General features: G+C 60.8%; 15 protein-coding genes and 1 pseudogene. 9 read left to right on the top strand and 7 right to left on the bottom strand.

The features are described from left to right. The first annotated feature begins 80 nt into the window (after nucleotides 1-80). Together NW846_RS10920 and NW846_RS10915 are read left to right on the top strand one after the other, a co-directional pair. Entirely contained in the window at nucleotides 81-287 is a 207-nt protein-coding gene (locus NW846_RS10920) for a hypothetical protein (RefSeq protein ID WP_240530343.1), read from the top strand. Nucleotides 288-374: 87 nt separating this feature from the next. Beyond that, nucleotides 375-1850, top strand: coding sequence for a cryptochrome/photolyase family protein (locus NW846_RS10915; protein WP_414348617.1), 1476 nt, complete (start codon nucleotides 375-377; stop codon nucleotides 1848-1850). Between the two features lie 85 nt (nucleotides 1851-1935). Here NW846_RS10915 and NW846_RS10910 read toward each other — a convergent pair whose 3' ends face one another. After that, nucleotides 1936-3201 carry an alkaline phosphatase gene (locus tag NW846_RS10910; RefSeq protein WP_414515975.1) on the bottom strand — a complete coding sequence of 422 codons (1266 nt, stop codon included), beginning with the start codon at nucleotides 3199-3201 and terminating at the stop codon, nucleotides 1936-1938. A 308-nt stretch (nucleotides 3202-3509) separates the two neighbouring features. Beyond that, nucleotides 3510-5882, bottom strand: coding sequence for a DUF3488 and DUF4129 domain-containing transglutaminase family protein (locus NW846_RS10905; RefSeq protein WP_414347826.1), 2373 nt, complete (start codon nucleotides 5880-5882; stop codon nucleotides 3510-3512). A gap of 206 nt (nucleotides 5883-6088) precedes the next feature. Here NW846_RS10905 and uvrA point away from each other — a divergent pair, with 206 nt between their 5' ends. Beyond that, a complete protein-coding gene (uvrA, locus tag NW846_RS10900) occupies nucleotides 6089-8998 on the top strand; it encodes an excinuclease ABC subunit UvrA (protein ID WP_414347829.1) in 2910 nt (969 codons plus the stop codon). 41 nt (nucleotides 8999-9039) lie between these two features. Here uvrA and hemW read toward each other — a convergent pair whose 3' ends face one another. The 4 genes from hemW to NW846_RS10880 form a co-directional block, all read right to left on the bottom strand. Next, nucleotides 9040-10233, bottom strand: coding sequence for a radical SAM family heme chaperone HemW (gene hemW, locus NW846_RS10895; RefSeq protein WP_414347832.1), 1194 nt, complete (start codon nucleotides 10231-10233; stop codon nucleotides 9040-9042). 57 nt (nucleotides 10234-10290) lie between these two features. Beyond that, nucleotides 10291-10689: a transposase gene (locus tag NW846_RS10890; RefSeq protein ID WP_228375434.1), complete on the bottom strand. Its 399-nt coding sequence runs from the start codon at nucleotides 10687-10689 to the stop codon at nucleotides 10291-10293. Nucleotides 10690-10718: 29 nt separating this feature from the next. Next, nucleotides 10719-11168, bottom strand: a complete 450-nt coding sequence (locus tag NW846_RS10885) for an RNA-guided endonuclease InsQ/TnpB family protein (RefSeq protein ID WP_414515978.1) — start codon at nucleotides 11166-11168, stop codon at nucleotides 10719-10721. A 219-nt stretch (nucleotides 11169-11387) separates the two neighbouring features. Continuing rightward, nucleotides 11388-12014 carry a nitroreductase family protein gene (locus NW846_RS10880; protein WP_099812400.1) on the bottom strand — a complete coding sequence of 209 codons (627 nt, stop codon included), beginning with the start codon at nucleotides 12012-12014 and terminating at the stop codon, nucleotides 11388-11390. Between the two features lie 271 nt (nucleotides 12015-12285). Between NW846_RS10880 and dapA the strand changes: the two genes are divergently transcribed. Further along, entirely contained in the window at nucleotides 12286-13242 is a 957-nt protein-coding gene (dapA, locus tag NW846_RS10875) for a 4-hydroxy-tetrahydrodipicolinate synthase (RefSeq protein ID WP_414347912.1), read from the top strand. Nucleotides 13243-13495: 253 nt separating this feature from the next. Further along, complete coding sequence (locus NW846_RS10870; protein ID WP_414347915.1) at nucleotides 13496-15346, top strand: ribonuclease J; 1851 nt, start codon at nucleotides 13496-13498, stop codon at nucleotides 15344-15346. 17 nt (nucleotides 15347-15363) lie between these two features. Here the strand turns inward: NW846_RS10870 and NW846_RS10865 are convergent, their stop codons facing one another. Next, nucleotides 15364-16281 carry an SGNH/GDSL hydrolase family protein gene (locus NW846_RS10865; protein ID WP_240527273.1) on the bottom strand — a complete coding sequence of 306 codons (918 nt, stop codon included), beginning with the start codon at nucleotides 16279-16281 and terminating at the stop codon, nucleotides 15364-15366. A 262-nt stretch (nucleotides 16282-16543) separates the two neighbouring features. Between NW846_RS10865 and NW846_RS10860 the strand changes: the two genes are divergently transcribed. From NW846_RS10860 to NW846_RS10845, 4 genes and pseudogenes are all read left to right on the top strand, one after another. Beyond that, a complete protein-coding gene (locus tag NW846_RS10860; protein ID WP_414347919.1) occupies nucleotides 16544-17833 on the top strand; it encodes an HD domain-containing protein in 1290 nt (429 codons plus the stop codon). A gap of 66 nt (nucleotides 17834-17899) precedes the next feature. After that, complete coding sequence (locus NW846_RS10855; RefSeq protein WP_414515970.1) at nucleotides 17900-19105, top strand: glycosyltransferase; 1206 nt, start codon at nucleotides 17900-17902, stop codon at nucleotides 19103-19105. 80 nt (nucleotides 19106-19185) lie between these two features. Beyond that, a complete protein-coding gene (purD, locus tag NW846_RS10850) occupies nucleotides 19186-20481 on the top strand; it encodes a phosphoribosylamine--glycine ligase (RefSeq protein ID WP_414515968.1) in 1296 nt (431 codons plus the stop codon). 763 nt (nucleotides 20482-21244) lie between these two features. Then, nucleotides 21245-21417: pseudogene (locus NW846_RS10845) on the top strand (RNA-guided endonuclease TnpB family protein); the annotation flags it as partial.

Here is a 21417-nt window from a genome sequence, read left to right as displayed (position 1 = left end):
AGAGCGGGGCTTCCAGGACTACGTCCCGCTAGCGCGAACGGCGGATTAGCTAAAGCCATCGATGGATGGATGGAGACGTGATGAGCAAGACGCCAGAGGCGCTGCGGCGCTCCGTTGAGCAGTTCCTACTTAATGTACCGGAGCCGCTCGATCCGCTACTTGCCCTCAAGCTGACTCAGTTGGTGGTGAGGCCGGGAGATACAGCTTACGCCATGGGCTCCAGCGATGGCCAGCGAAACCTTGACGAGCGCTGTTGTCCCTGCCCTGGACGTCTGTTGGGGGAATAGACATCATTTGCCCACCTCTGCCGGCAGCCTGGGGTTGAAGAGAGGAAGAAAAAGCGGCCAAGATGGGATCCAGTTGCTTGGCCTCCTATGACTTCCCTAGTTCTCCTCTGGCATCGCCGCGATCTGCGCCTAGGAGACAACACAGCCCTCCATGGGGCAGCCCAGCGCAGCCCCCAGGTAGTGCCGGTTTTCGTTTTCGACCCCCAACTCCTGCAGCGGGCAGACATGGCCCCAGCCCGGGTGGCGTTTCTGCTCCAGGCGTTGCAGGAGCTGCAGGAGCGCTACGCCCAGATGGGGATCCCACTCCTGTGGCGGCGGGGAGATCCAGCCGTGGAGCTGCGGCAGTTGGCCGCCGAGCTAGGGGCGCAGGCCGTGTTTTGGAACGAGGATCTGGATCCCTGGGCTCGGCAGCAGGAGAGTCGGGTGCGGGCCAGCTTGGCGGAAGCTGGGATCCCGTCTTTTTCTTACCAAGATATGCTGCTGCACGGGCCAGGGGAAGTGTTGACCCAGGCGGGGGAGCCCTACTCGGTTTTTACCCCTTTCTGGCGCCGCTGGTCTAGCTTGCCCAAGCCGGATCCCTTCCCCATCCCAAAGAGTCTGCAGTCGGTGTCAAGCCTGAAAGCCCAACCTCTGCCCAGCTTGGCGGATCTGGGCTTTGTCTGCAACCAGCGGATCCCGGCCGCGGGTGAGAGTGTGGCTCAGAGGCTTCTAGAGGATTTCTGCCAGGGCCTGCGCATTTTCGAGTACGAGCGAGCCCGCGACTTCCCCGCCGAGCAGGGCACCTCTCTTCTTAGTCCCCACCTCTGCTGGGGAACCATCGGCATTCGGCGGGTGTGGCAGGCCACCTGTGAAGTGGAAGCGGAGGCCCGCAGCGAAGAGGCCGAGAGCAGCCTGCGCACGTGGCGGCAGGAGCTGTGCTGGCGCGAGTTTTACAAGCATGTCTTGGCCCACTGGCCCCACGTGGAGAGCGGCGCCTATCGGCGCGCTTTTGATGCGCTGGAGTGGGACAACCGCCAAGATTGGTTTCAGGCCTGGTGCGCCGGGCAGACGGGCTACCCGATTGTGGATGCGGCCATGCGCCAGCTCAACGAGACCGGCTGGATGCACAACCGCTGCCGCATGATCGTGGCCAGCTTCCTAACCAAAGATCTGCTTATCGACTGGCGCTGGGGAGAGCGCTACTTTATGCAGAAGCTGGTGGACGGGGATCTGGCGGCCAACAACGGCGGCTGGCAGTGGAGCGCTGGTGTGGGCACGGATCCCAGGCCGCTGCGCATCTTCAACCCGGCCACCCAGGCGGCCCGCTACGACCCGGAAGGGGAGTACATCCGCCGCTACCTGCCGGAGCTGGCCGGGCTGGATACCCCCGCTTTGCTGTGGGTAGGCGACGATCCCAAGGGATCCTGGGCTCTGCAGGAGCGGCGGCGCTGCGGCTACCCGGATCCCATCGTGGATCACAAAGTGCAGCAGCAGGAGTTCAAGCGGCGCTACCAGGCAGTGCAGCAGGGGTACTCCAAGTCTGTTCAACGATCAAACGATCATAGAAATCCAAGCGTTGTGTAGTCTCGTGAAAAAAGGGGATCCCATGGATCCCCCGTGGCTACCAGAGCTTAAGGCAAATGCCCGTCCAAAGCAGGTAACTGCAGCACTAGGGCTCCAGCTCGCTGGGGATGCGCTCCCCGAAGAGCACGAAGTAGAGAATCCGATAAATGTCCGTGTTCAGGATCCCGGTGGTCGGCACCAACTCTTGGGCGTTCAAGCCCGCAGCGCGAGCAATGACTCCACTGCCGACGTCATCTCCGCTAGCCCAAGCCACGGCAAAGGGAAAGCGCTTGCCATTTTTGTCCGGAGCGGAAATGAACGGCTTGCTACCGGTGCCGTCAACCCCGTCAATGGGGGCACCACTGCCTTCGGGGTCAGTAGGGGGCAGCGGCTCATCGGCAGACTCGACATCCACCAACTGCATCCCGCCGGCGTTGCTGTCGCTGGTGGTGATCATGAAGGTCTTGGGATTCTTCTCGATAAAGTTGAGAATCACCCCGATGGCATCGTCGGCCCGCTTCATGGCCTCCAGGCAGCCAGAGGCATTGAGGTTGTTGCACATGTTATCAGTGCCCTCTTCTTCGATGACGGCGAAGAAGCCCTTGGGATTGCGGGAGATCCGCGCCAGGGCAAATTCGGTCATCTCGGCAATGGTGGGGGCGCTGGCGATGTAGTTGGGCAAGTTTTCTTTCCGCAACTCTTCTTCAGGCTTGTCGTAGAAGGTGTCCTCGACGTTGAACACCCCCAAAACCTTGGAGACATTCGCCGGCAGCTTCAGCAGCTCGTCGCGGGTGTAGACAACGGCATACCCTTTTTTCTTGGCTTCCTCAATGAGGTTGCGGCCATCCTTGCGCTTCCCTTTGCCAAAGCGGCCCTGGACACCTTCCGGCAGCAGCCATTCCTCGCCAGCGCCGAGGATGATGTCTACCCCTGACTCCACCACCTGCAGGGCAATCTCCTCATAGTCGCTGCGCTTGGCAACTTCGGCAACGAAGGCAGCCGTCCCCGGCTCAATGATGGATCCCGTTTGCACCAGAGCCGTACCCAAGCCTGCCGCCACAGCCTCTTCCATGATCGTGTTCAGGGTGCCGTTGGCAGAGGGGTACTCTTTGCCGTCCGGATCCAACCCAAAGCTCTTGGCGTGGACACGAGTTCCTGTGGCATGGGTCACCGCTCCGGCGTTGGAAGTTCCCCCAAGCTGGTCGAGATGGTGCCCGCGATAGGTGGTAATCACGGGAAGACGATCCCAGTTCAGAAAGCCATCGGGGCCGTAGTAGAGAATGCGTGTGATGTCCCAGTGGGAAGCTGAGGTTCCATCTGGGTGAAAGAAGATTGCACCGTTGCCGGTTGGCTTAGGCGCCGCTTGAGCCACACTAGAGGAAAAAACTGACGAGGACAGCAGACACAAGGTTGCAGCCAACGCTGCCCTCAGAGAATGGCTACGCATAGCTAGCACGCTCCTGCTCGTTCAAAGCTGAACGTCAAGGAAAGTAACACAGCCTTGAACGGTTAGCAAGAGCGCGCACAAATGCTCCTGCAGAACTTACCTGCAGGGACAATCCGCCTCTCAAGTCTACTACTTGGCTGAGGCAGGTTGCGAGGTCTATACCTAGAGTTAACTATCTCTTAACTGCCTCATAACGTCAAGGCTTCTCGTAGAGCTTTATAGCCGTCTTCCAGTCAAGCTGTTCTTTTGGGAGCAAGCGTCGAACTCTTGGCCTGCCAGGACCGCCTAAGCTGTCTAAGGTGGTGTTGCCAACGCTGCAGTTCCCCGGCTTCCAGCGGGATCCCGCCAAAGCGTACTTCCAGGTAGCGCTGCAGGAACCGGATGGCCAGTTCAACCTGAGGCAAGTCGGCCTGGCGCAAGTGTTCTAGGCAAGCTTCTGGTCCTAGGTGGGCTGGGATCCCCACCGCCGTCGCCAGATCCCGCAGTTGCAGATAAAGCCTTGAGATGACCTGGCGGCGCCGCTGGGACTTGGGCAGGGCTGCCGGCAGCCAGCGCATCCCAGCAAAGGCCAGACTCGGCAGCAGGATCCCAGCTGTCCAGGTGGGCCAGGGGGGCGGAGGCTGCCACAGGGATCCCATCACCACCCCATTGGCGGCTGTGGCTAGGAGGATCCAGGCCCCATCCTGCCAGCGCAGGGCCTGATAGCGGCGGCGGCGACCCCAGTAGGCCATGGAACTGGTGATTAAAATCACCCCCACCAGCGGCAGGCCGTTTTGCTGCAGCGTTTGCCCCCAGCCCACCAGGCTGCGGCGGAAGACGGCGACGACATCCTCTTGCTTTTGGGGAGCAGTCACGCGGCTGGCCAGCTCTTGGATTTGCCGCCAGATCTGCCGCTGGGTAAATAGGTCGTACTGAATCACATACTTAAACCAGCGGAAGCGCAAGCTGTCGTAGAAGTCTAGGATGGGATCCCACCCGCTTTGCCGCTGGCTGACATTGGCCTCGGGCGGCGTGGCGTCGAAGATGATCCATCCATAGGGGCCAAAGGGGATCTCCGTCCACGAGTGGGCATCGGCGTTGCGCACCGCCAGGTACTTTTCCTGCGCCACCCAGCGCCCGCCCAAGAAGCCATTGACCACGCGGGCCGGGATGCCGAGGCTGCGGGCCAGCACCGTCAGGGCGGTGGCAAAGTATTCGCAGTGGCCGCGGCGGTGGGTAAACAAAAAGGCCTCCAAAGGCGGCTCGGCCCCGGGATCCGGCAGATCGGTGGTGTAGGCGTAGTTCTCCAGCAGGTAGTTCTGCAGAGCCGCTACCTTGCCAAAGACGTCGGGGATCCCAGCCGTGATCTCCTCTGCCAAGGCGGGAATGCGCGGATCCAGCTCTGCCGGCAACTGCAGGTAGGCTGCCTGCTGGGCTGGGTCAAGCGCACTCAGCAGCTCCTCCTGGCTAAGCTGGCGCAGGCGGGGCCTTAGATCCTGGGGGATCCAGCTCACGGCGCGGTAGAGATAGGGCAGCCGGGGGGGCAGAGAATGGCTGACATCCCCGCTCTCGTGCAGGAGCAGGCGGCGAGTTTGCCGTTGCCATGCCTGCTGCGGAGTCATCGCCCCACCTCGATCTAGCCACTCCACCTCTAGCAGCGGCGCCACCCCAAAGACGGTGGTGGTGGCCAGCGGCTCTAGGTAAATCCGCTGCTCCAGGGGGAAGAACTGGAGGTCGCTCGCGGTGGGGATCAAGGGGGAAGCCGAGAGATCAAAGACCCCTGCTGCAGTGGGGAAAATCGGGATCGCGCGGTTCAGCGTCCGCGACCAAGCCCGCCCGTCGTAGCGATCAAAGCTGATCCCCCGCCAGTAGAGGGACTCCACCTGGGGGGGCACCCCTGCCGGGAACTCCACCCGCAGGGCAACGGTGTTGTCGGTTTTAAGGGTGCCGAACTCCCCCAGGCTGACTTCTTCGGCAAAGCCGGTGGTCATCACCGGCGAGCGGGCCTGCCGGCCCAAGATCCCCAAGCTGAGCCGCGGGAAGAGGAAAAACAAAACCACCGAGAGAATTGTTGCCAGCAAGGCCAGGGATCCCAGAAACCCCAAAAAGCTGAGGTCGATCCCGCGGACTTGGCTGGCCGCCTGCGGGTGCTGCTCCGCCTGCAGGCGCAGGTGATAGAGGGTGAGGTTAACCAGCCCCACCCCCACATACAGCAGGAATAAAAACCCAAAGCTGATGTCTTCGTTGAAGAGGGTGGCGATGGCCATCAGCAGCAGAGACAGCACCGCCAACTGGATGTGGTCTGCTGCCCGCTCCCGCTGAAACAACTTGGCCCCTGTTAGGTAAAGCACCAGGCCTATGGCCCCATCCGAAAGCGGCAGCACGCCCGCCAGCACCAGGGCCGCCAAGCTGACCAACACGCTCACCGTCAGGGGCATCCAGAGGGGCGCATAGCGGGCAAAACTAATCCGGGGCGGCTCCCAAAACCAACTGGCAGCCCCCGCCGCCAAGCAGAGGGCGATAACCGCCGGCGACAGGGCCTGATCCCCCAGACAAAGGGCCGTGAAGGCGATCCCCACCAGCAGGTAGATGAAGACCTTTTGGAGAGAAAGGAGCGGCCAGGCCATTGGCTTTTCGAGGAGCCCTTGCGTTGCCCTTCCAAGATAGCCAAGCCAGCTCCCTGCCCAAAACCGACGCGGCCTGCTGGCACCCCCGCTCGCCCTGGAGAGGACAGACTTCTGTCGCGGCACTAGAATCGTTAATGTTCTTTAATATTTTTTGACTCGCCGACTTTGGCGGCAGATCCACGCACGCTGCGCACAAAGGGGATGAGATGTCCGGCCAAAACGAAATCCATGTGGTGGGGGCGCGGCAGCACAACCTCAAGAACATCGAGCTGCGGATCCCGCGCAATCGCCTGGTGGTGTTTACAGGCGTCTCCGGATCCGGCAAGTCTTCGCTGGCCTTCGACACCATTTTTGCCGAGGGGCAGCGGCGCTATGTGGAGTCCCTCAGTGCCTATGCGCGGCAATTTCTAGGGCAACTGGACAAGCCGGATGTGGATCGCATCGAGGGCTTGAGCCCAGCCATTGCCATCGACCAAAAGTCCACCAGCCACAACCCCCGCTCCACGGTGGGCACCGTTACCGAGATCTACGACTACCTGCGGCTGCTCTACGGGCGGGCTGGGATCCCGCACTGCCCCCATTGCGACCGGGTGATCGCTCCCCAGACGGTGGATCAAATGGTGGATCAGATCCTGGCTTTGCCGGATCGGACGCGCTTTCAGCTGCTTGCGCCTGTGGTGAGGGGGAAAAAGGGCACCCACGCAGCGCTCCTGCAAAGCCTGCGCCAGCAGGGATTTGTGCGGGTGCGTGTCGACGGCCAGGTATGGGATCTCAGCGAAGAGATTACCTTGGACAAAAACAAGACCCACACTATCGAGGTGGTGGTGGATCGGCTGGTCAAGGGCCCCGACATTGCAGAGCGGCTGGCCGATTCCCTGACCACCTGTCTGCGCCAGTCGGGGGGACTGGCGGTAGTGGAGCTCTTGCCCCGCGAGGAGGAGCGGGAACATCTGTTGCAAAAAGTAGCCGAGGTGGCGGGGCAGTACCTCAACGGCAAGCCGACGGAGCTGATCTTCTCTGAGCAATTTGCCTGCCCCGAACATGGCTCGGTGCTGAGCGAGCTGTCGCCGCGGCTATTTTCCTTCAACTCGCCCGTTGGCGCCTGTCCTGTCTGTCACGGCTTGGGCTTTGAGCCCATCTTCGACCCCGACCGCATTGTGCCCGATCCCAAACTTCCCCTCTACGCGGCCATTGCACCCTGGGCCGAGCGGGAGAACCCCTACTACCTGGGGTTGCTGGCAGGGGTCGCCAGGGCCTTTGGCTTTGACCTCAGCAGCCGCTGGTGCGACCTCACTCCCGAGCAGCAGCAAATCCTCCTCTACGGCACTGACCAGGAGATCTACGTTGAGGCAGAATCCCCCTACCGGGGCCGGGGCTACTACCGTCGCTACGAAGGGGTGATCCCGCAGTTGCAGCGGCACTACCAAGAAACCACCTCCGAGACCTACCGGCAAAAGCTGGAAACCTACCTCACCTACCGCCCCTGTGCGGCCTGTGGGGGGGCTCGCCTTCGCCCTGAGGCCCTGGCAGTGCGCGTCGGAGGCTACCGTATCACCGATCTCACCGAGGTCTCTATCCGGGAGTGCCTACACCGCTTAGAGCATTTGAAGCTCACCCCTCGCCAGGCGCAGATTGCCGAGCTGGTGCTGCGGGAGATCAAAACCCGGCTGCAGTTTTTGATCGACGTGGGCCTTGACTACCTCACCTTGGCCCGCCCGGCCATGACCCTTTCGGGGGGTGAAGCGCAGCGGATCCGGCTGGCTAGCCAGATTGGCTCTGGCCTGACGGGCGTGCTCTACGTGCTAGACGAACCCTCCATTGGCTTGCACCAGCGGGATAACCACCGCCTCTTGCAGACCCTGTTCCGCCTACGGGATCTGGGCAACACCCTAATCGTGGTGGAGCACGACGAGGAAACCATCCGCGCCGCCGACCACATCGTGGACATTGGCCCTGGAGCTGGCATCCACGGAGGAGAAGTGGTGGCCCAAGGGTCTCTAGCCGACATCCTGGCCTGCGAGCGCTCCATGACGGGAGCTTACCTTTCGGGGCGGAGGCGGATCCCTACCCCTGCCCAGCGCCGACCGGGGAAAGGGGTTGCCCTCAAGCTCACCAATGCCCACAAAAACAACCTCAAGCACATCGATGTGGAGGTCCCGCTCGGCAAACTAGTCTGTGTTACGGGGGTCTCCGGCTCCGGCAAGTCCACCTTGGTCAACGAGTTGCTCTACCCTGCCCTGCAGCACTACCTCGGCCAGAAGGTGCCCAAGCCGGCGGAAATGGGGGAGTTACACGGCATTGAACACATCGACAAGGTTATTGTCATCGACCAATCCCCCATTGGCCGCACCCCTCGCTCCAACCCTGCCACCTACACGGGTCTGTTTGATCCCATCCGCCAAGCCTTTGCCCAGACTCGGGACGCCAAAGCCAGAGGCTATCAAGCTGGCCACTTCTCCTTCAACGTCAAGGGAGGGCGCTGCGAAGCCTGCAAAGGGCAAGGGGTGAACGTGATTGAGATGAATTTCCTGCCCGATGTGTATGTTACCTGCGAAGTCTGCGGCGGCAAGCGCTACAGCCGCGAGACCCTCCAGGTCAAGTACAAGGGCAAAAACATCGCCGAAGTCCTGGATACGACGGTGGGAGAGGCGCTGGAGTTTTTCGCTGCCCTGCCCCCTGCGGCCAAGATCCTGCAGACCCTGGCCGATGTGGGCCTCGACTACATCAAGCTGGGTCAGCCGGCTCCAACCCTCTCGGGTGGGGAAGCGCAGCGGGTGAAGCTGGCCGCAGAACTGGCCCGCCGCTCCACCGGCAAAACCCTTTATCTACTGGATGAACCCTCCACTGGCCTGTCGTTTTACGATGTTCACAAACTTTTGAACGTCCTGCAGCGGCTGGTGGATGCGGGCAACACCGTGCTGGTGATCGAGCACAACCTGGACATTCTCCGCTGTGCCGACTGGATCATCGACTTAGGGCCGGAAGGGGGCGACCAGGGCGGCCAAATTGTTGCCGTCGGCACCCCGGAAGAAGTAGCCGAACACCCGGGATCCCATACGGGGCGGTACCTGAAGCAGGTTTTGCAGCAACACCCCCCAGCCCCTGAGCTGCCTTAGCTCCGGCTGGGAGTCTGCCTCCACTCGGCCTTCGGCCAACTTCAAAACAACAGCTCTTCAATAATCTCGTTGGAAAACAGCCAGCCCTCGGGCGGGACTAGCCGTAGCCGTCCCCCTTCGCAACTGGCCCAACCTTTTTCAAAGTAGGGATCCAGCCTCTGCAGAGCCTGCTTCACTCTCTCGCTGCCAAAGCGCTCCTGTAAAGTTGCCAAATCCAGCCCTTCCTGGAGGCGCAGCCCCAACATCACCGTATCCATCCAGATTTCTTCTAGAGAGGCTGGCGGCGGGAGGGGGTGAACTTGGGCTTTGACCTGTTCAAAATACTTGTGGAGAGTCCTCGGCTGGTGAATGCGCCGCCCCCCTTCGTAGCCGACAGATCCCATGCCAAAGCCAAAGTAAGGGCGATTTTCCCAGTACACTCGGTTGTGGCGACAGGCATACCCAGGGCGGGCAAAATTGGAGATCTCGTAGTGGATATAGCCTGCCTGGGTGAGGAGACGCCGGGCCATCAAGTACATTTCAACGGTCGCCTCTTCGCTGGGCAGAGGCGCCTCCCCCGGCCGGTAGAGACGCCCAAAGCGAGTTTCGGGCTCGAGGGTGAGATCGTAAACGGAGACGTGGGCCGGGTTGATTTCAAGAACAGCTTGCAGGGACTCCTGCCAATGTTCCAAAGTTTGGTAGGGCAGCCCGAAGATCAAGTCCAGGTTGAAGTTCTCAAAGCCCACCGCCTTCAAGTCGGCCACAGCTTCATAAATTTCTTCCACTCCGTGTAGGCGACCGCAGGCGGCCAGCAGCTCTGCCTGAAACGCCTGGGCTCCCAAGCTAATGCGGTTGACCCCCAGGTTCCGGTAGCCCGCCAACTGCTCCCGCGTCAAGGTGCCGGGGTTGGCCTCGAGTGAGATCTCGCAGTCGGGATGAAACGGGATCCGCTCCCTAAGTTGAGCCAAGATCCGGCCCAATTGCTCCACCGTCAGCAGGGAGGGAGTGCCGCCGCCGAAAAAAATGCTGGTCAAGGGTTGGGGATCCCCGGCCAAATGGCGGTAGCGATAGGTGCCGCCGATCTCCTGGCAGAGCCTCTGCACATAGGTTTCGATCAGTTCGCGCGTGCCCAGGCCGGTGGCAAAATCGCAGTAGTGGCAGCGCTGCCGGCAGAAGGGAATGTGCAGATAGGCCGCCTCCGGCCAGCCAAGCTGAGTGGAGAGGGCAAAGTCTTCTGCAGAGGCTGCAACTACCATAGCTCCCTACCTTGGTGACGTACTCCCACACTCATGCTGACGCATAGAGTGCAGGCTTCATGGCTTACGCCACGCTTCGCCAACAGTGACCCCTGCCCGATAGCAGGACATTTCCTGAGCTTGAAGAACGGGACGCCCCACCGCTCTGGATTTGATGACCCTCGCCGAGCTGTGATCCCTGCCAATCCTCAACCCACAGTGCGGACAATCGTGCCACCGCTCATGCAGCTTTTTGGGCACATCTCGACCACACCCCGAGCACCCTTGACTGCTGCCGCGGGGATCCCCTGCAATCGTCAACAGCCCAGCTCTTTCAGCCTTGGCTGCCAAAATTTGCAGGAACTCACCCCACCCAGCATCATCAACAGATTTGGCTAGTCTGCTTCTAGCCAGACCCCTAATAGTAAGCGCCTCATGAGCAATGTGCTTCCCCTTACTTAACAACTTCTTTGCCATCTTGTAGTGAAAATCTTTGCGCTGGTTGGCTACTTTGTAAAACCGTCGGGCAAAGGGCGGTGTTGGACCAGCTTGACCGGCCCAACCTTGGGCAGATGGATAAACTGCCCTCGAATGCAGTCCTGCTTCATCTGAGGGAAGGTGAAGGAGCGATACCGCCCTACTCCCTTAAACCTAGGCCTGCCTGCCCTTTTGCCGTTGCGGTCACCTTTTAGCCATCGGTCAAAGGCCCTTTGTACCCGCTGTAGGCAGTCTTGGAGCACCTGGGAATGAATCGCTTGGTATTCGGGGAAGAGAGCCTTTGTGTTTACCAAGTCTCGTTTCTGGGAGTAGAAGGTGGGCTTGTCTTTCAACACAGGCAGATGGCAGACTGTCAACGGGCAAGCGTGGCTGTTGCAGCGATTCTGCTCCCACCCGTTGAACCGTTCTGCCAGGCGATAGTTGTACTGCCTACGTAGCAGCTGCAGCCATTGCTCCATTAAAGCTATCTGGCTGGTGGTAGGACGCAAGCGGTACTGGTAAGCGGTTCTCATGATGAATGCATTGTACCTGTTGAACGCTCCCGCCTCTCATCCCGACTCTGGCCGGCCCGCCCCCCTATATCCCCCCGTATACGGGGGGACTGGGGGGCTGGGATATAGGGGGGTACAGAGCGGGGCTTCCAGGACTACGTCCCGCTAGCGCGAACGGCGGATTAGCTAAAACTCCCGCCCTCGCCCAAAGGCCAGAACTTCATCCACCCCCAAGCGAGGCTTGCGCGGCAAGTTGCCGGGCGCAGGGTAGCCCACCGCCAGCAGCATCACCGGCACGTAGCGATCGGCAATCCCAAACTCTCGCTTGACCCCTTCAGGGTCAAAGCCGATCATCGGCCCGCTCACCAAACCCTTCGCCTGCGCCGCGATCATCAGTGCCATGGCCGCCAGCGCCCCGGAGCGAATCGCCTCGTCCCGCGCCAAGGTGGGGTTGTTGGCGTAGGTGGCTTGGGCCATGCTTACCCAACTTTCCGCCCGCTCAGGAGGGAGGATCCCGGCGGCAACGGCCCTTTGGGCGATCTCAGGCAGCTTCTCATAGCCCTTCAGATCCCCCAAGATGATAAACACCACCGCCGCATCCGCCACCTTCTGCTGGTTGTAGGCCAGGGCCTTGAGGCGCTCTTTATCTGCAGGATCGGCGACGGCAACAAACCGCCAATGCTGGATGTTGAAGGAAGAGGGGGCTTCCGTAGCATAGGCAACCAGCTCTTGGATCTCCATCTCCGATAAAGAGCGGCTGGGATCGAACTTGTCGGCGGAGATGCGCGCTTTTAGGGCGGCTAGGGCGTCCATCGCAATCCTCGAAGCTCAAAGGTCGAAAGCAAGAAGGCTGCTGACCCCACGACTGGAGGCAGAGTTGGTGAGCAGCCGTACATTCTGGGTTCAAACGGTCTGCCCTCTCTAGGTTATCTCCTTTTTAGCCGGTCTGAAGCAACCGGTGAGCCGGGCCTTGGCAAGCAGCCCCCTCGGCCAAACGGGATCCCTGGCCCAAAGGCAGCTATGATAAGGGGATAATCAAGGCTCTAGCCCGCAGCATTGGATTTTGCGGGGTCCCAGACCGGCGATGGCGAGCGGTGTGGTTGATGGGGAGAGGCAACCTGTGAATTTCGGTCGCGTGCTGACGGCAATGGTGACTCCCTTTACACCTGAGGGGGAGCTTAACTACGAAGAAGCCGCTCGTTTGGCCGATTACTTGGTAACCCATGGCAGCGATGGTCTCGTGGTCTGTGGCACCACCGGCGAGTCTCCCACCCTAACCTGGCAAGAGGAGTATGAACTGTTCCGCGTGGTGCGAGATGCGGTGGCCGGTCGGGCTAAAGTTATCGCCGGGACGGGATCCAACTCCACCCGCGAAGCCATTGAAGCCACCAAAAAAGCTGCCCAATTGGGCTTGGATGGCTCTTTACAGGTGGTGCCCTACTACAACAAACCCACCCAAGCTGGCCTCTATCAGCACTTTAAGGCGATCGCCCAAGCCAGCGACCTGCCCATCATGCTCTACAACATTCCTGGTCGGACGGGGGTGAGCCTGCAGCCGGAAACTGTGGCGAAATTGGCGGAGTTGGAAACGATTGTCGCCATCAAGGAAGCTAGTGGTATAATGGACGCAGTCTCGGAAATTCGGCGGCTCACTCCCTCACATTTCGGCATCTACTCAGGAGATGACTCTCTGACATTGCCGATCCTATCTTTGGGAGGCAGCGGTGTGGTCAGTGTAGCTAGCCACTTAGTTGGGCCGCAACTGCAGGAATTGATTCAAAGCTACAGCAGGGGACAACACGACCAAGCCTTGACTTATCATTTGCGTCTGTTTCCGCTGTTTAAGGCTTTGTTTATTGAGACCAACCCTGTTCCGATCAAAGCAGCGCTAGAGATGCAGGGTTGGCTAGTGGGGCAGGTGCGCCCTCCGCTGGTGCCTCTCCAGGGCGGTTCTTTACAGGTTTTACGGCAAGTGCTGCAAGAAATGGGCCTCCTGGCTGAAGCGCAGGGATCCGAACGAAGGACGGCGAAGACTTCATGATTCGATTATTTTCTTAGGTTTTACCTTTACCATGACGAGAGTTTTTTAAGGGGTAGGGGGTCTTCTGTGGCGTTTGAGCTGTGATTAAGACAGTTTTCCTTCTAATTTTTGCTTTTTCCCAACTGGGAAAGAGGTAAATTGCAACAGCGGAATCCGCCTTTTACCTATGACCTTGCGGGTAAGTTTGCTGGGATTTGTCTATACCAGTTTTCGTCTGTTGTTTGACTGTCACTGTTGAGGATCTAAAGCTAGTATGCCAACACCACGTACTTCGATCGCTTCCCGTCCTGCGGCTTCGGCAGCTAAGCCCACTTCCTCTCTGCGGATGATCCCGCTAGGAGGCGAGCGGGAGATCGGCAAAAACACCTGGGCCTTCCGCTACGAGGATGACATCATCCTGCTGGATGCCGGTTTGGCTTTTCCCGATGAGAGCATGCACGGCATCAACATCGTGCTGCCGGACATGACCTACATCAAGCAAAACCGGGACAAGGTGCGGGGGATGGTAGTTACCCACGGCCACGAAGATCACATTGGCGGGATCCCGTATCACCTACGAGAATTCGACATTCCGGTTATCTATGGCCCGCGTTTGGCGCTGGCGCTGCTGGAGGACAAGCTGCGCGAGGTGGGGCTGTTGAACCGCACAGAATTGCGCCCGGTCGGGCCGCGAGATATCGTGCCCCTGAGCAAGAACTTTTTTGCCGAATTCATCCGCAATACCCACTCTTTTCCCGACAGCTTCACGGTGGCTCTGCACACGCCGGTGGGTGTTGTCATCCAGACGGGCGACTTCAAGATCGACCACACACCGGTGGATGGGGAGCGCTTCGACCTGCAGCGGCTGGCCGAGCACGGGGAAAAGGGGGTGCTGTGTCTGATTAGCGACTCCACCAACGCCGAGGTGCCCGGGTTTACTCCTTCCGAAGCCTCGGTAGTGCCAGGCCTTACCAAGGCGATTGCGGGAGCCAAGGGACGGGTGATCATCACTACCTTCGCTTCTTCGGTACATCGCCTCAACTTGGTGTTGCAGATTGCTGAGCAGCAGGGCCGGGTGGTGTCTTTGCTGGGGCGCTCGATGTTGAACGTGGTGGCTCACGCGCGGCGCCTGGGCTACATCCGCTGCAAGGACGAGACGCTGCAGCCGATGCATGTCATCAACAGCCTGCCGGACGACAAAGTGATCATCCTCACCACGGGATCCCAAGGCGAGCCGCTGGCTGCTCTGACCCGCATTGCCAACGGCGAGCATCCGCAGTTGCAGATCAAGCCAGGAGACACGGTGATTTGGTCGGCCAACCCCATTCCCGGCAACACGCTCGCAGTAACGCGGGTCATCGACAAGCTGATGGAGCTGGGAGCCGATGTCATCTACGGCAAGGACAAGGGGCTACACGTCTCCGGCCACGGCTGTCAGGAAGACCAAAAGCTGATGATCGCCCTCACGCGCCCCAAGTTCTTTGTTCCTACCCACGGGGAGTACCGCATGCTCGTCAAGCACGCCGAAACGGCGATGAGCATGGGGATCCCGCGGGAAAACATCGTGATCATCGGCAACGGCGATGTGGTGGAGGTGAACCAGGAGCGCATTGCCATTGTAGACAAAGTGCCTTCTGGCCTGCAGATGATCGCCGCTTCCCACGATGGGGTGGTGATGGACGAGATGCTGCAAGAGCGCCAGCAGATGGCCAAAGATGGCATGCTGACGGTGGTGATCAGCTTGGATGGCAGGGGCCAGTTGCTCTGCACGCCGCAGGTGCAAAGCTTGGGCCTAGCAGGCGAGGGCACCTCTCTCAAGGGATCCGACCTGAAACCCCTGCTGGAGGACACCCTCAAGCAAGCTTGGCCGCGCTTTGCCCGCTCGCTGGAGCGGGGCAGGCTGGATATTGACTGGGCCGGCCTCAAGGCAGAAGTGGAGCGGGTGGTGCGCCGCTTTGTGCGGGAACAGTTGCCCGGCAAGCCGACGGTGCTGGTTTTTGTGCAATCGCCTGAGGAGGAGTCTGTACCTGTAACTGCTCTGCCCACAGGGGAGACGAAGACAGAACAGGAACGGATAGCCCTGGGGCGGCGGCGGCGCTCCTCGGCGGCGGTGGCGGCTTCGTAAGACCGGGTGGCTGGCGCTCAGGTCTCCTCCTTCTTCCCTGGGCCGGGGGGGTTGAGCTCTGCTGCCGGAAAGCTGCTGGAAGAGAGCTCTGCCTTGCCAAGGGCGGCCAACGCTTCGGGAGAAAGGGATCCCACGTCGCTAAAGGGCGGGCAGCGGTTTTGGGGCGGAACGGGCTGCTGCAGGGCTCTCAGGAAGGCCTCGGCCAGGTCGGCGTAGCCCCGGTCGTTGGGGTGGAAGCCGTCGGCCAGCGGGCCGGGAAAGAAGGATTCGCGGCGGTAGGAGCGGGGATCGCAGAGCAAGTCCACCACCGGGATCCCTTGCTGGCTCAAGGGGTTGATGGCCCGTTGGCTGAGGCCGACGGAGACCAGAGCCAGCAGTCGGCGCAGGCTGCTGGGCTGCTGCTGGCCCAAGGGGATCAGGGCAAAGTTGGGCAGGTTGGCCACTGCCAGGCGGGCTTGGGGGGCGCGGGCGTGCACCGCCTGCAGCAGGGTTTGGTAGTCGGCGGCAAATTGTTGGATCTGGCGCTCGACAAAGGGCAAGGGATCCTCCCCCTGCAGGGCCCGTTGGGCGGCGGCAAAAACAATGGCGTTGGTGTCGTTGCCGCCCACCCAGATGGTGATTAGGTCAGCATTGGGAGGGATGCGCGGCACTTGATCCTGGAGCAGGTTGGCCGGGATCCCTTCCCGCAGGGCTTGCATGGCCGGGCTGAGCACCGCTCCCGAGCGGCCCAAGTTGATGAGCTCCACCGGGCCGGGCAGCAGGCGGGCCAGGCGAGGGACATACCCCGTTCCATTGGGGCAGTCCAGGGGTTCTGAGCGCTGCGGACGGGTGCCGGCCGCGTTGGCCGGGCCATCGCAGGAGATGGAGGCGTTGAAGCCGACGGCATCGCTGGCTCCCAGGGCAACGTAGCGGGTGAGGGCGGGTGGGCCGGGCACAGCAGGCAGAGGGGATTTCGAAGCGGCAGAACAGGCGGCTAGCCCTGATCCGAGCAGCAAAATTAGGATTGAGAGGAGGAGCAGCCCAGCCGTCTGAGGGTCTGGAGGTCGGTTTTTTCGGTATCTGGACGCTTGCATCTGTCGGCAAAGAAAGCAGGTGCAAGGGGGTAGCTTTGGAAAGACTGGGCAGGTGTCGGGCGGGGCGGGAAGCCCCCCAGACAGGCTAACCAAAGATCGGCCAATCGGCGAGTATGGTGGGAGTATGGCGCTGCGCTTTTGCAAGTCCCGCACCTACCACGATCCCCTGCACGGCGCCATCAGCCTGGATGGCGGGGATCCGGTTGAGGCGCTGCTGATTCGCCTCATCGACACACCGGCCTTCCAACGCCTGCGCCGCATCCGCCAGTTGGACACCGCTTTTTTGACCTTCCACGGGGCCGAGGGATCCCGCTTTACCCACTCGGTGGGGGTGCTGCAGGTTACGCGGCGGCTGCTCGACAAGTTGGCCCGCCGCTACCCGGAGCTGCGCCCCTACCGCGCCGTTACCCTGGTTGCCGCCCTGCTGCACGACATTGGGCACCCTCCTTTTAGCCATGCAGGGGAGGAGATTTTTGGCTGCCGCCATGAGGTCTGGACGGCCCGCATTGTACGCGAGGATCCCCAGGTGGCGACTCTTCTGGCGGAGTTTGACCCGCAACTGCCCGCTCAACTGGAGCAGGTGTGGCAGAAACGCTTCCCCCTGCCGCTGGTGGGGCAGCTCATTGCCAGCCAACTGGACTGCGACCGTTTTGATTACCTCATGCGCGACAGCCTGCTCACCGGCGCCCAATACGGCCACCTGGATCTGGATCGCATCCTCACGGTGTTGGACTACGACTCGGAGACGGGATCCCTCTCCATTCCCGCCCGCAAAGGCCTGGGAGCCATCGAACATTACCTGGTGGTGCGCTACTTCATGTACACCCAGGTCTACCAGCACCCCAAGAGCCTCTGCGCCCGCTTCATCTTGGATCGCCTCTTCAAGCGGGCCCAGATCCTTTTGCAAAAGGGGGAGATCGAGTTGGATCCCATCCTGAGCGCCTGGTGCTGGGCCGCGCTGGCGGCGCAAAAGGGGGATCCCTTCGAGCTGCCTTTGCCCCTCTACCTGGCCGCTGACGATGTGATGTTCAGCTACCCTTTCCGCTTTTGGGCTATGGTGGGGAAGGATCCCATCTTGGCGGATCTGGCGCGGCGCTACCTGGAGCGGGATCTGTTCAAAGCCCGCAACCTCACCCGCTTGCCAGCCGAGCGACGCCAAGAGCTGGTGGCAACTCTAAGCCAGAAGATGCAGCGAGATGGCTTGGATCCAGAAAGCTATCTGGGAATCCGCTCCGCCCACGTCCAGGGCTACAGCTTTTACGACCAAGGGATCCAGCTCAAAACCGAAGACGGCTACGCAGAAATTGCCCAGCTCTCGCCGCTGGTGCGGGCTTTGGTGGAAACGCAAAGCCAGGTTTGGCTGATCTTTCCCCGCCCCTACAGCGATATCGTAGAAGGGGCGCTGTCTGCTTAGAGGATTGGGAGATCCTAGGGCCAGGGCATGGGCAAAGCCGTTCGTATCTAAGCGAGGGAAGCAAGCGTGGGGATCCCGGAGCTCCTGGCGGGGGTGTTGGCGCCGACGGCCCTGGCCATTGCGTTGGTGGCGCTGCGGCTGTGGCGGGCGCTGCGGGCCTCCCCCTGGCTGAGGGATCCCTCGCCGGAGCAAGCGGCAGCAGTGGCAGCGGCCATGGAGCGGCTGGCGGTGATCGTGCCCGCCTACAACGAAGTGGAGAACGTGGTGGGCTGCCTGAGCAGCATCCTGGACAGCACCGCCGCCCCCTTGCAAGTGTGGCTGGTGGACGACGACTCCACCGATGCCACCTGGGAGCTGGCCCAGGGACTGGCCGCCAAGCGACAGGATCCGCGGCTGCACCTGCTCAAAGGGGATCCCCGCCCCCAAGGCCAGACCTGGGTGGGCAAAAACTGGGCCTGTGCCCAAGCCGTTGCCGCCCTAGCCGCCCAGCCTGATCCCCCCGACTACCTGCTCTTTCTCGACTGCGACGTGCGGCTGGAAAGTGGAGCCATCGAAGCCGCCTTAGGACATTTGCTGGCAAGCGGCAGCGGCCTGGTAAGCGTGGGGCCGCAGTTGGTGTGCGGCTGCCTGGCCGAGTGGCTGGTGCAGCCCATCATGATGGTCATCTTGGCGGCAGGCTACGACTTTGCCGCCGTGAATGATCCCAAGCGTCCCAAGGCCTTTGCCTTCGGGCCGTTCATGCTGTTTCGCCGCTCCGCCTACGAGCAAGTGGGCGGACACGCCGGCGTGGCCGAGGTGGTCATCGAGGATGTGGCGCTGGGACAGCGCATCAAAGCGGCCGGCCTCGGCCTGCAGATCTGCCTGGGGGGGCCGCGGGTGCGCAGCCGCATGTACGCCAATGGGGCCGCCCTCTGGGAAGGGTGGACGAAAAACTGGTTCCTGGGCCTGGAGCGCAACTGGGCCTTGGCGGTGTTGGCAATGGGTACGGTCTTGGGGATCTGCAGCTTGCCCTGGTTGGGGGTGATCCTGGCTGGGGCTACGGGATCCCTGGAGGTGCTGTTGGCCAGCTTGGCAGGGATCCTGGCCCAATTGGCCATCCGGCTCTTGCTCCGGCATTGGGCGCATCTGCCCCTGCGCTACTGGTGGCTAACGGCAGTGGGGGGTTGGGCGACAGCGGCCATCATCTTGGCTTCGGCCATCCGCACCACCACCGGCCGCAACTGGACCTGGCGGGGCCGTTCTCTCGCCGTCCACAGTGTGCCAACACCCTAGAAACGGGGCAAGAACATGGTCTAATGGGGGATGTTCGGGAGACAGGCAAGCTGGGTTTAGAAACGGTGGAATAACACACTATGCAGGCTCTGGTCATCGGATCGGGGGGACGAGAACACGCCCTGGCCTGGAAGCTGTTGCAGTCTCCCCAGGTTACTCGGGTCTACTGTGCCCCCGGCAACGGCGGCATGCAGCAGATGCCCCGCTGTCAATCCGTGGCTTTGGCGGCTACCGACATTGAAGGCCTGGTGCGGTTTGCTACCGTACAAGGGATCCGCCTGACGGTGGTAGGGCCAGAGCTGCCCTTGGTGCAGGGGATCGTGGACGCCTTCCAGGCAGCAGGGTTGCCCATTTTCGGGCCTAGCCGCGCCGCTGCCCAACTGGAAGGAAGCAAACTCTGGGCTAAGCAATTGATGCAAGAGGCGGGGATCCCGACTGCTCGCGCTACCGGCTTTGCTGAGCTATCTGCCGCTGTGGCCTATCTCGACTCCCAGAGTTTCCCAGTGGTCATCAAAAAAGACGGACTGGCTGCCGGCAAGGGGGTAACCGTTGCCCAAAACCGGGAAGAAGCCGTGCAAGCCCTGGAAGCAGCCCTGGCCAAGCCGGGCGATCAGGTGCTGATCGAGGAGTTTATCCCCGGCCAGGAGGTGTCGGTTTTGGCTCTAACCGATGGCCAGATCTGTGTGCCGCTGCCACCTGCCCAGGACTACAAGCGCCTTGGCGAGGGCGATACTGGCCCCAACACCGGCGGCATGGGAGCTCATGCCCCTGCGGATCACCTGGTCACTCCAGAAGGGTTGGCCCGCATCCAAACCCAGATCCTGGATCCCACCCTGGAGGCTTTGCAACGGCGGGGCATCCGCTACCAGGGGGTGATCTATGCCGGTTTGATGATCACGCCCAGTGGGGATCCCTACGTGTTGGAGTACAACTGCCGCTTTGGGGATCCCGAAGCTCAGGTCATCCTGCCCTTGCTGGAAAACCCTTTGGACGAGGTGCTGCTGGCCTGTATAGAAGGACGGCTGGCCCAAATCCAGCTCAAATGGAAACCCGGCTATGCCGCCTGCGTGGTGATGGCAGCCCCAGGCTATCCCGATGCCTACCAGCGAGGGATCCCCATCTCCGGCTTGGATGCAGCTGCCACCACGGGGGCGTTGGTGTTTCATGCGGGTACCCGCCAGGCAGGCAAGCAGCTCCTGAGCGATGGCGGGCGCGTTCTCTGTCTTACCGGCCAAGGGGCAACCCTATCCGAGGCCCTGCGCCAAGCCTACGCAGCTGTGGAGCAAGTGCAGTTTCCCAAGGCCTACTATCGTTCTGACATCGGCAGCCACGCCCTGGGGCCTGCCGTCCGCCGAGGAGTGATCCCTACCCCATAAAGCCATCCCTTGCCCTCTCAGCTGCAGCCGGATGGAAGAAGCCCCAGAGGGGTCGCTGATACATTTACGCTGAACACTGCTGAACATCACTGTTCAACTATGCAGCGATAGCATTCTGCTTGTTTCCATTCGCGTTAGCGGGACGGAGTCCAAACAGAATGGCGGTATCCCGCAAAGCTTTGAGTAGAATACCCAAAGCGCAGTTTCCGTGTCGTCTTACTACCAATTTTCTGCTTTGCTTTGGCTACCATGTTGGCAGACTCGAAAGTAAACAGAAAGATCAACTGGTAGTAATCCGTACTGAACATATTATACATTATTTTCAGTATAGTTGAGCTTATTATTGACTAGAGTCATGCTCCTCCAGGGCCCATAAAGCAGCTTTGAAAAAAGCTTTGATGCTTAGACGATAGCGCTTTCGGTAACAAGACGGCAACAGTGATATCAAAAGCTCAACTTTACTTTAGATTCCTTAACAATAGCCCTCTGCTTTGACTAGGCACGGATATTGCTGAGCTGAGTCTCTCCCCTCTCGAGGGGGATCCCCCATTAGCCCACTTGAACTGTTGCGGACCCGGATCCCCTAGAGCAGGCATTTCCTCTCCCAGGGTGGAAGAGGGGTTGGGGGTGGTCGTCTGGGGCAGCGCATGGCAGAGGAGACTATCTCTCTCAAATAGATTCAGCTAGAAATCGCAGGAGCCCCGCACTGTACCCGTAGGGTCAGTGTCGGGAGGAATGCGCTTTGATGAAGTACAATGAACTTATGAGCCAAGTCCTGACCATATCCTGCAAGCTCAAGGTGTCCCAGTCGCAAGCCGCTAAATTGGACGCGACGATGGATGCCTTTGTGCAGGCACTGAACTGGGTCAACCAGAACACGCCGGAGAAGATCGTCAACGCGGTCAAACTGCAATCCCTTTGCTACTACGAGATTCG

It is taken from the genome of Synechococcus sp. W60.3 (genome assembly GCF_047502615.1).
Classification (GTDB): Bacteria; Cyanobacteriota; Cyanobacteriia; order Thermostichales; family Thermostichaceae; genus Thermostichus.
This window is presented reverse-complemented; position numbering and strand designations above follow the sequence as displayed.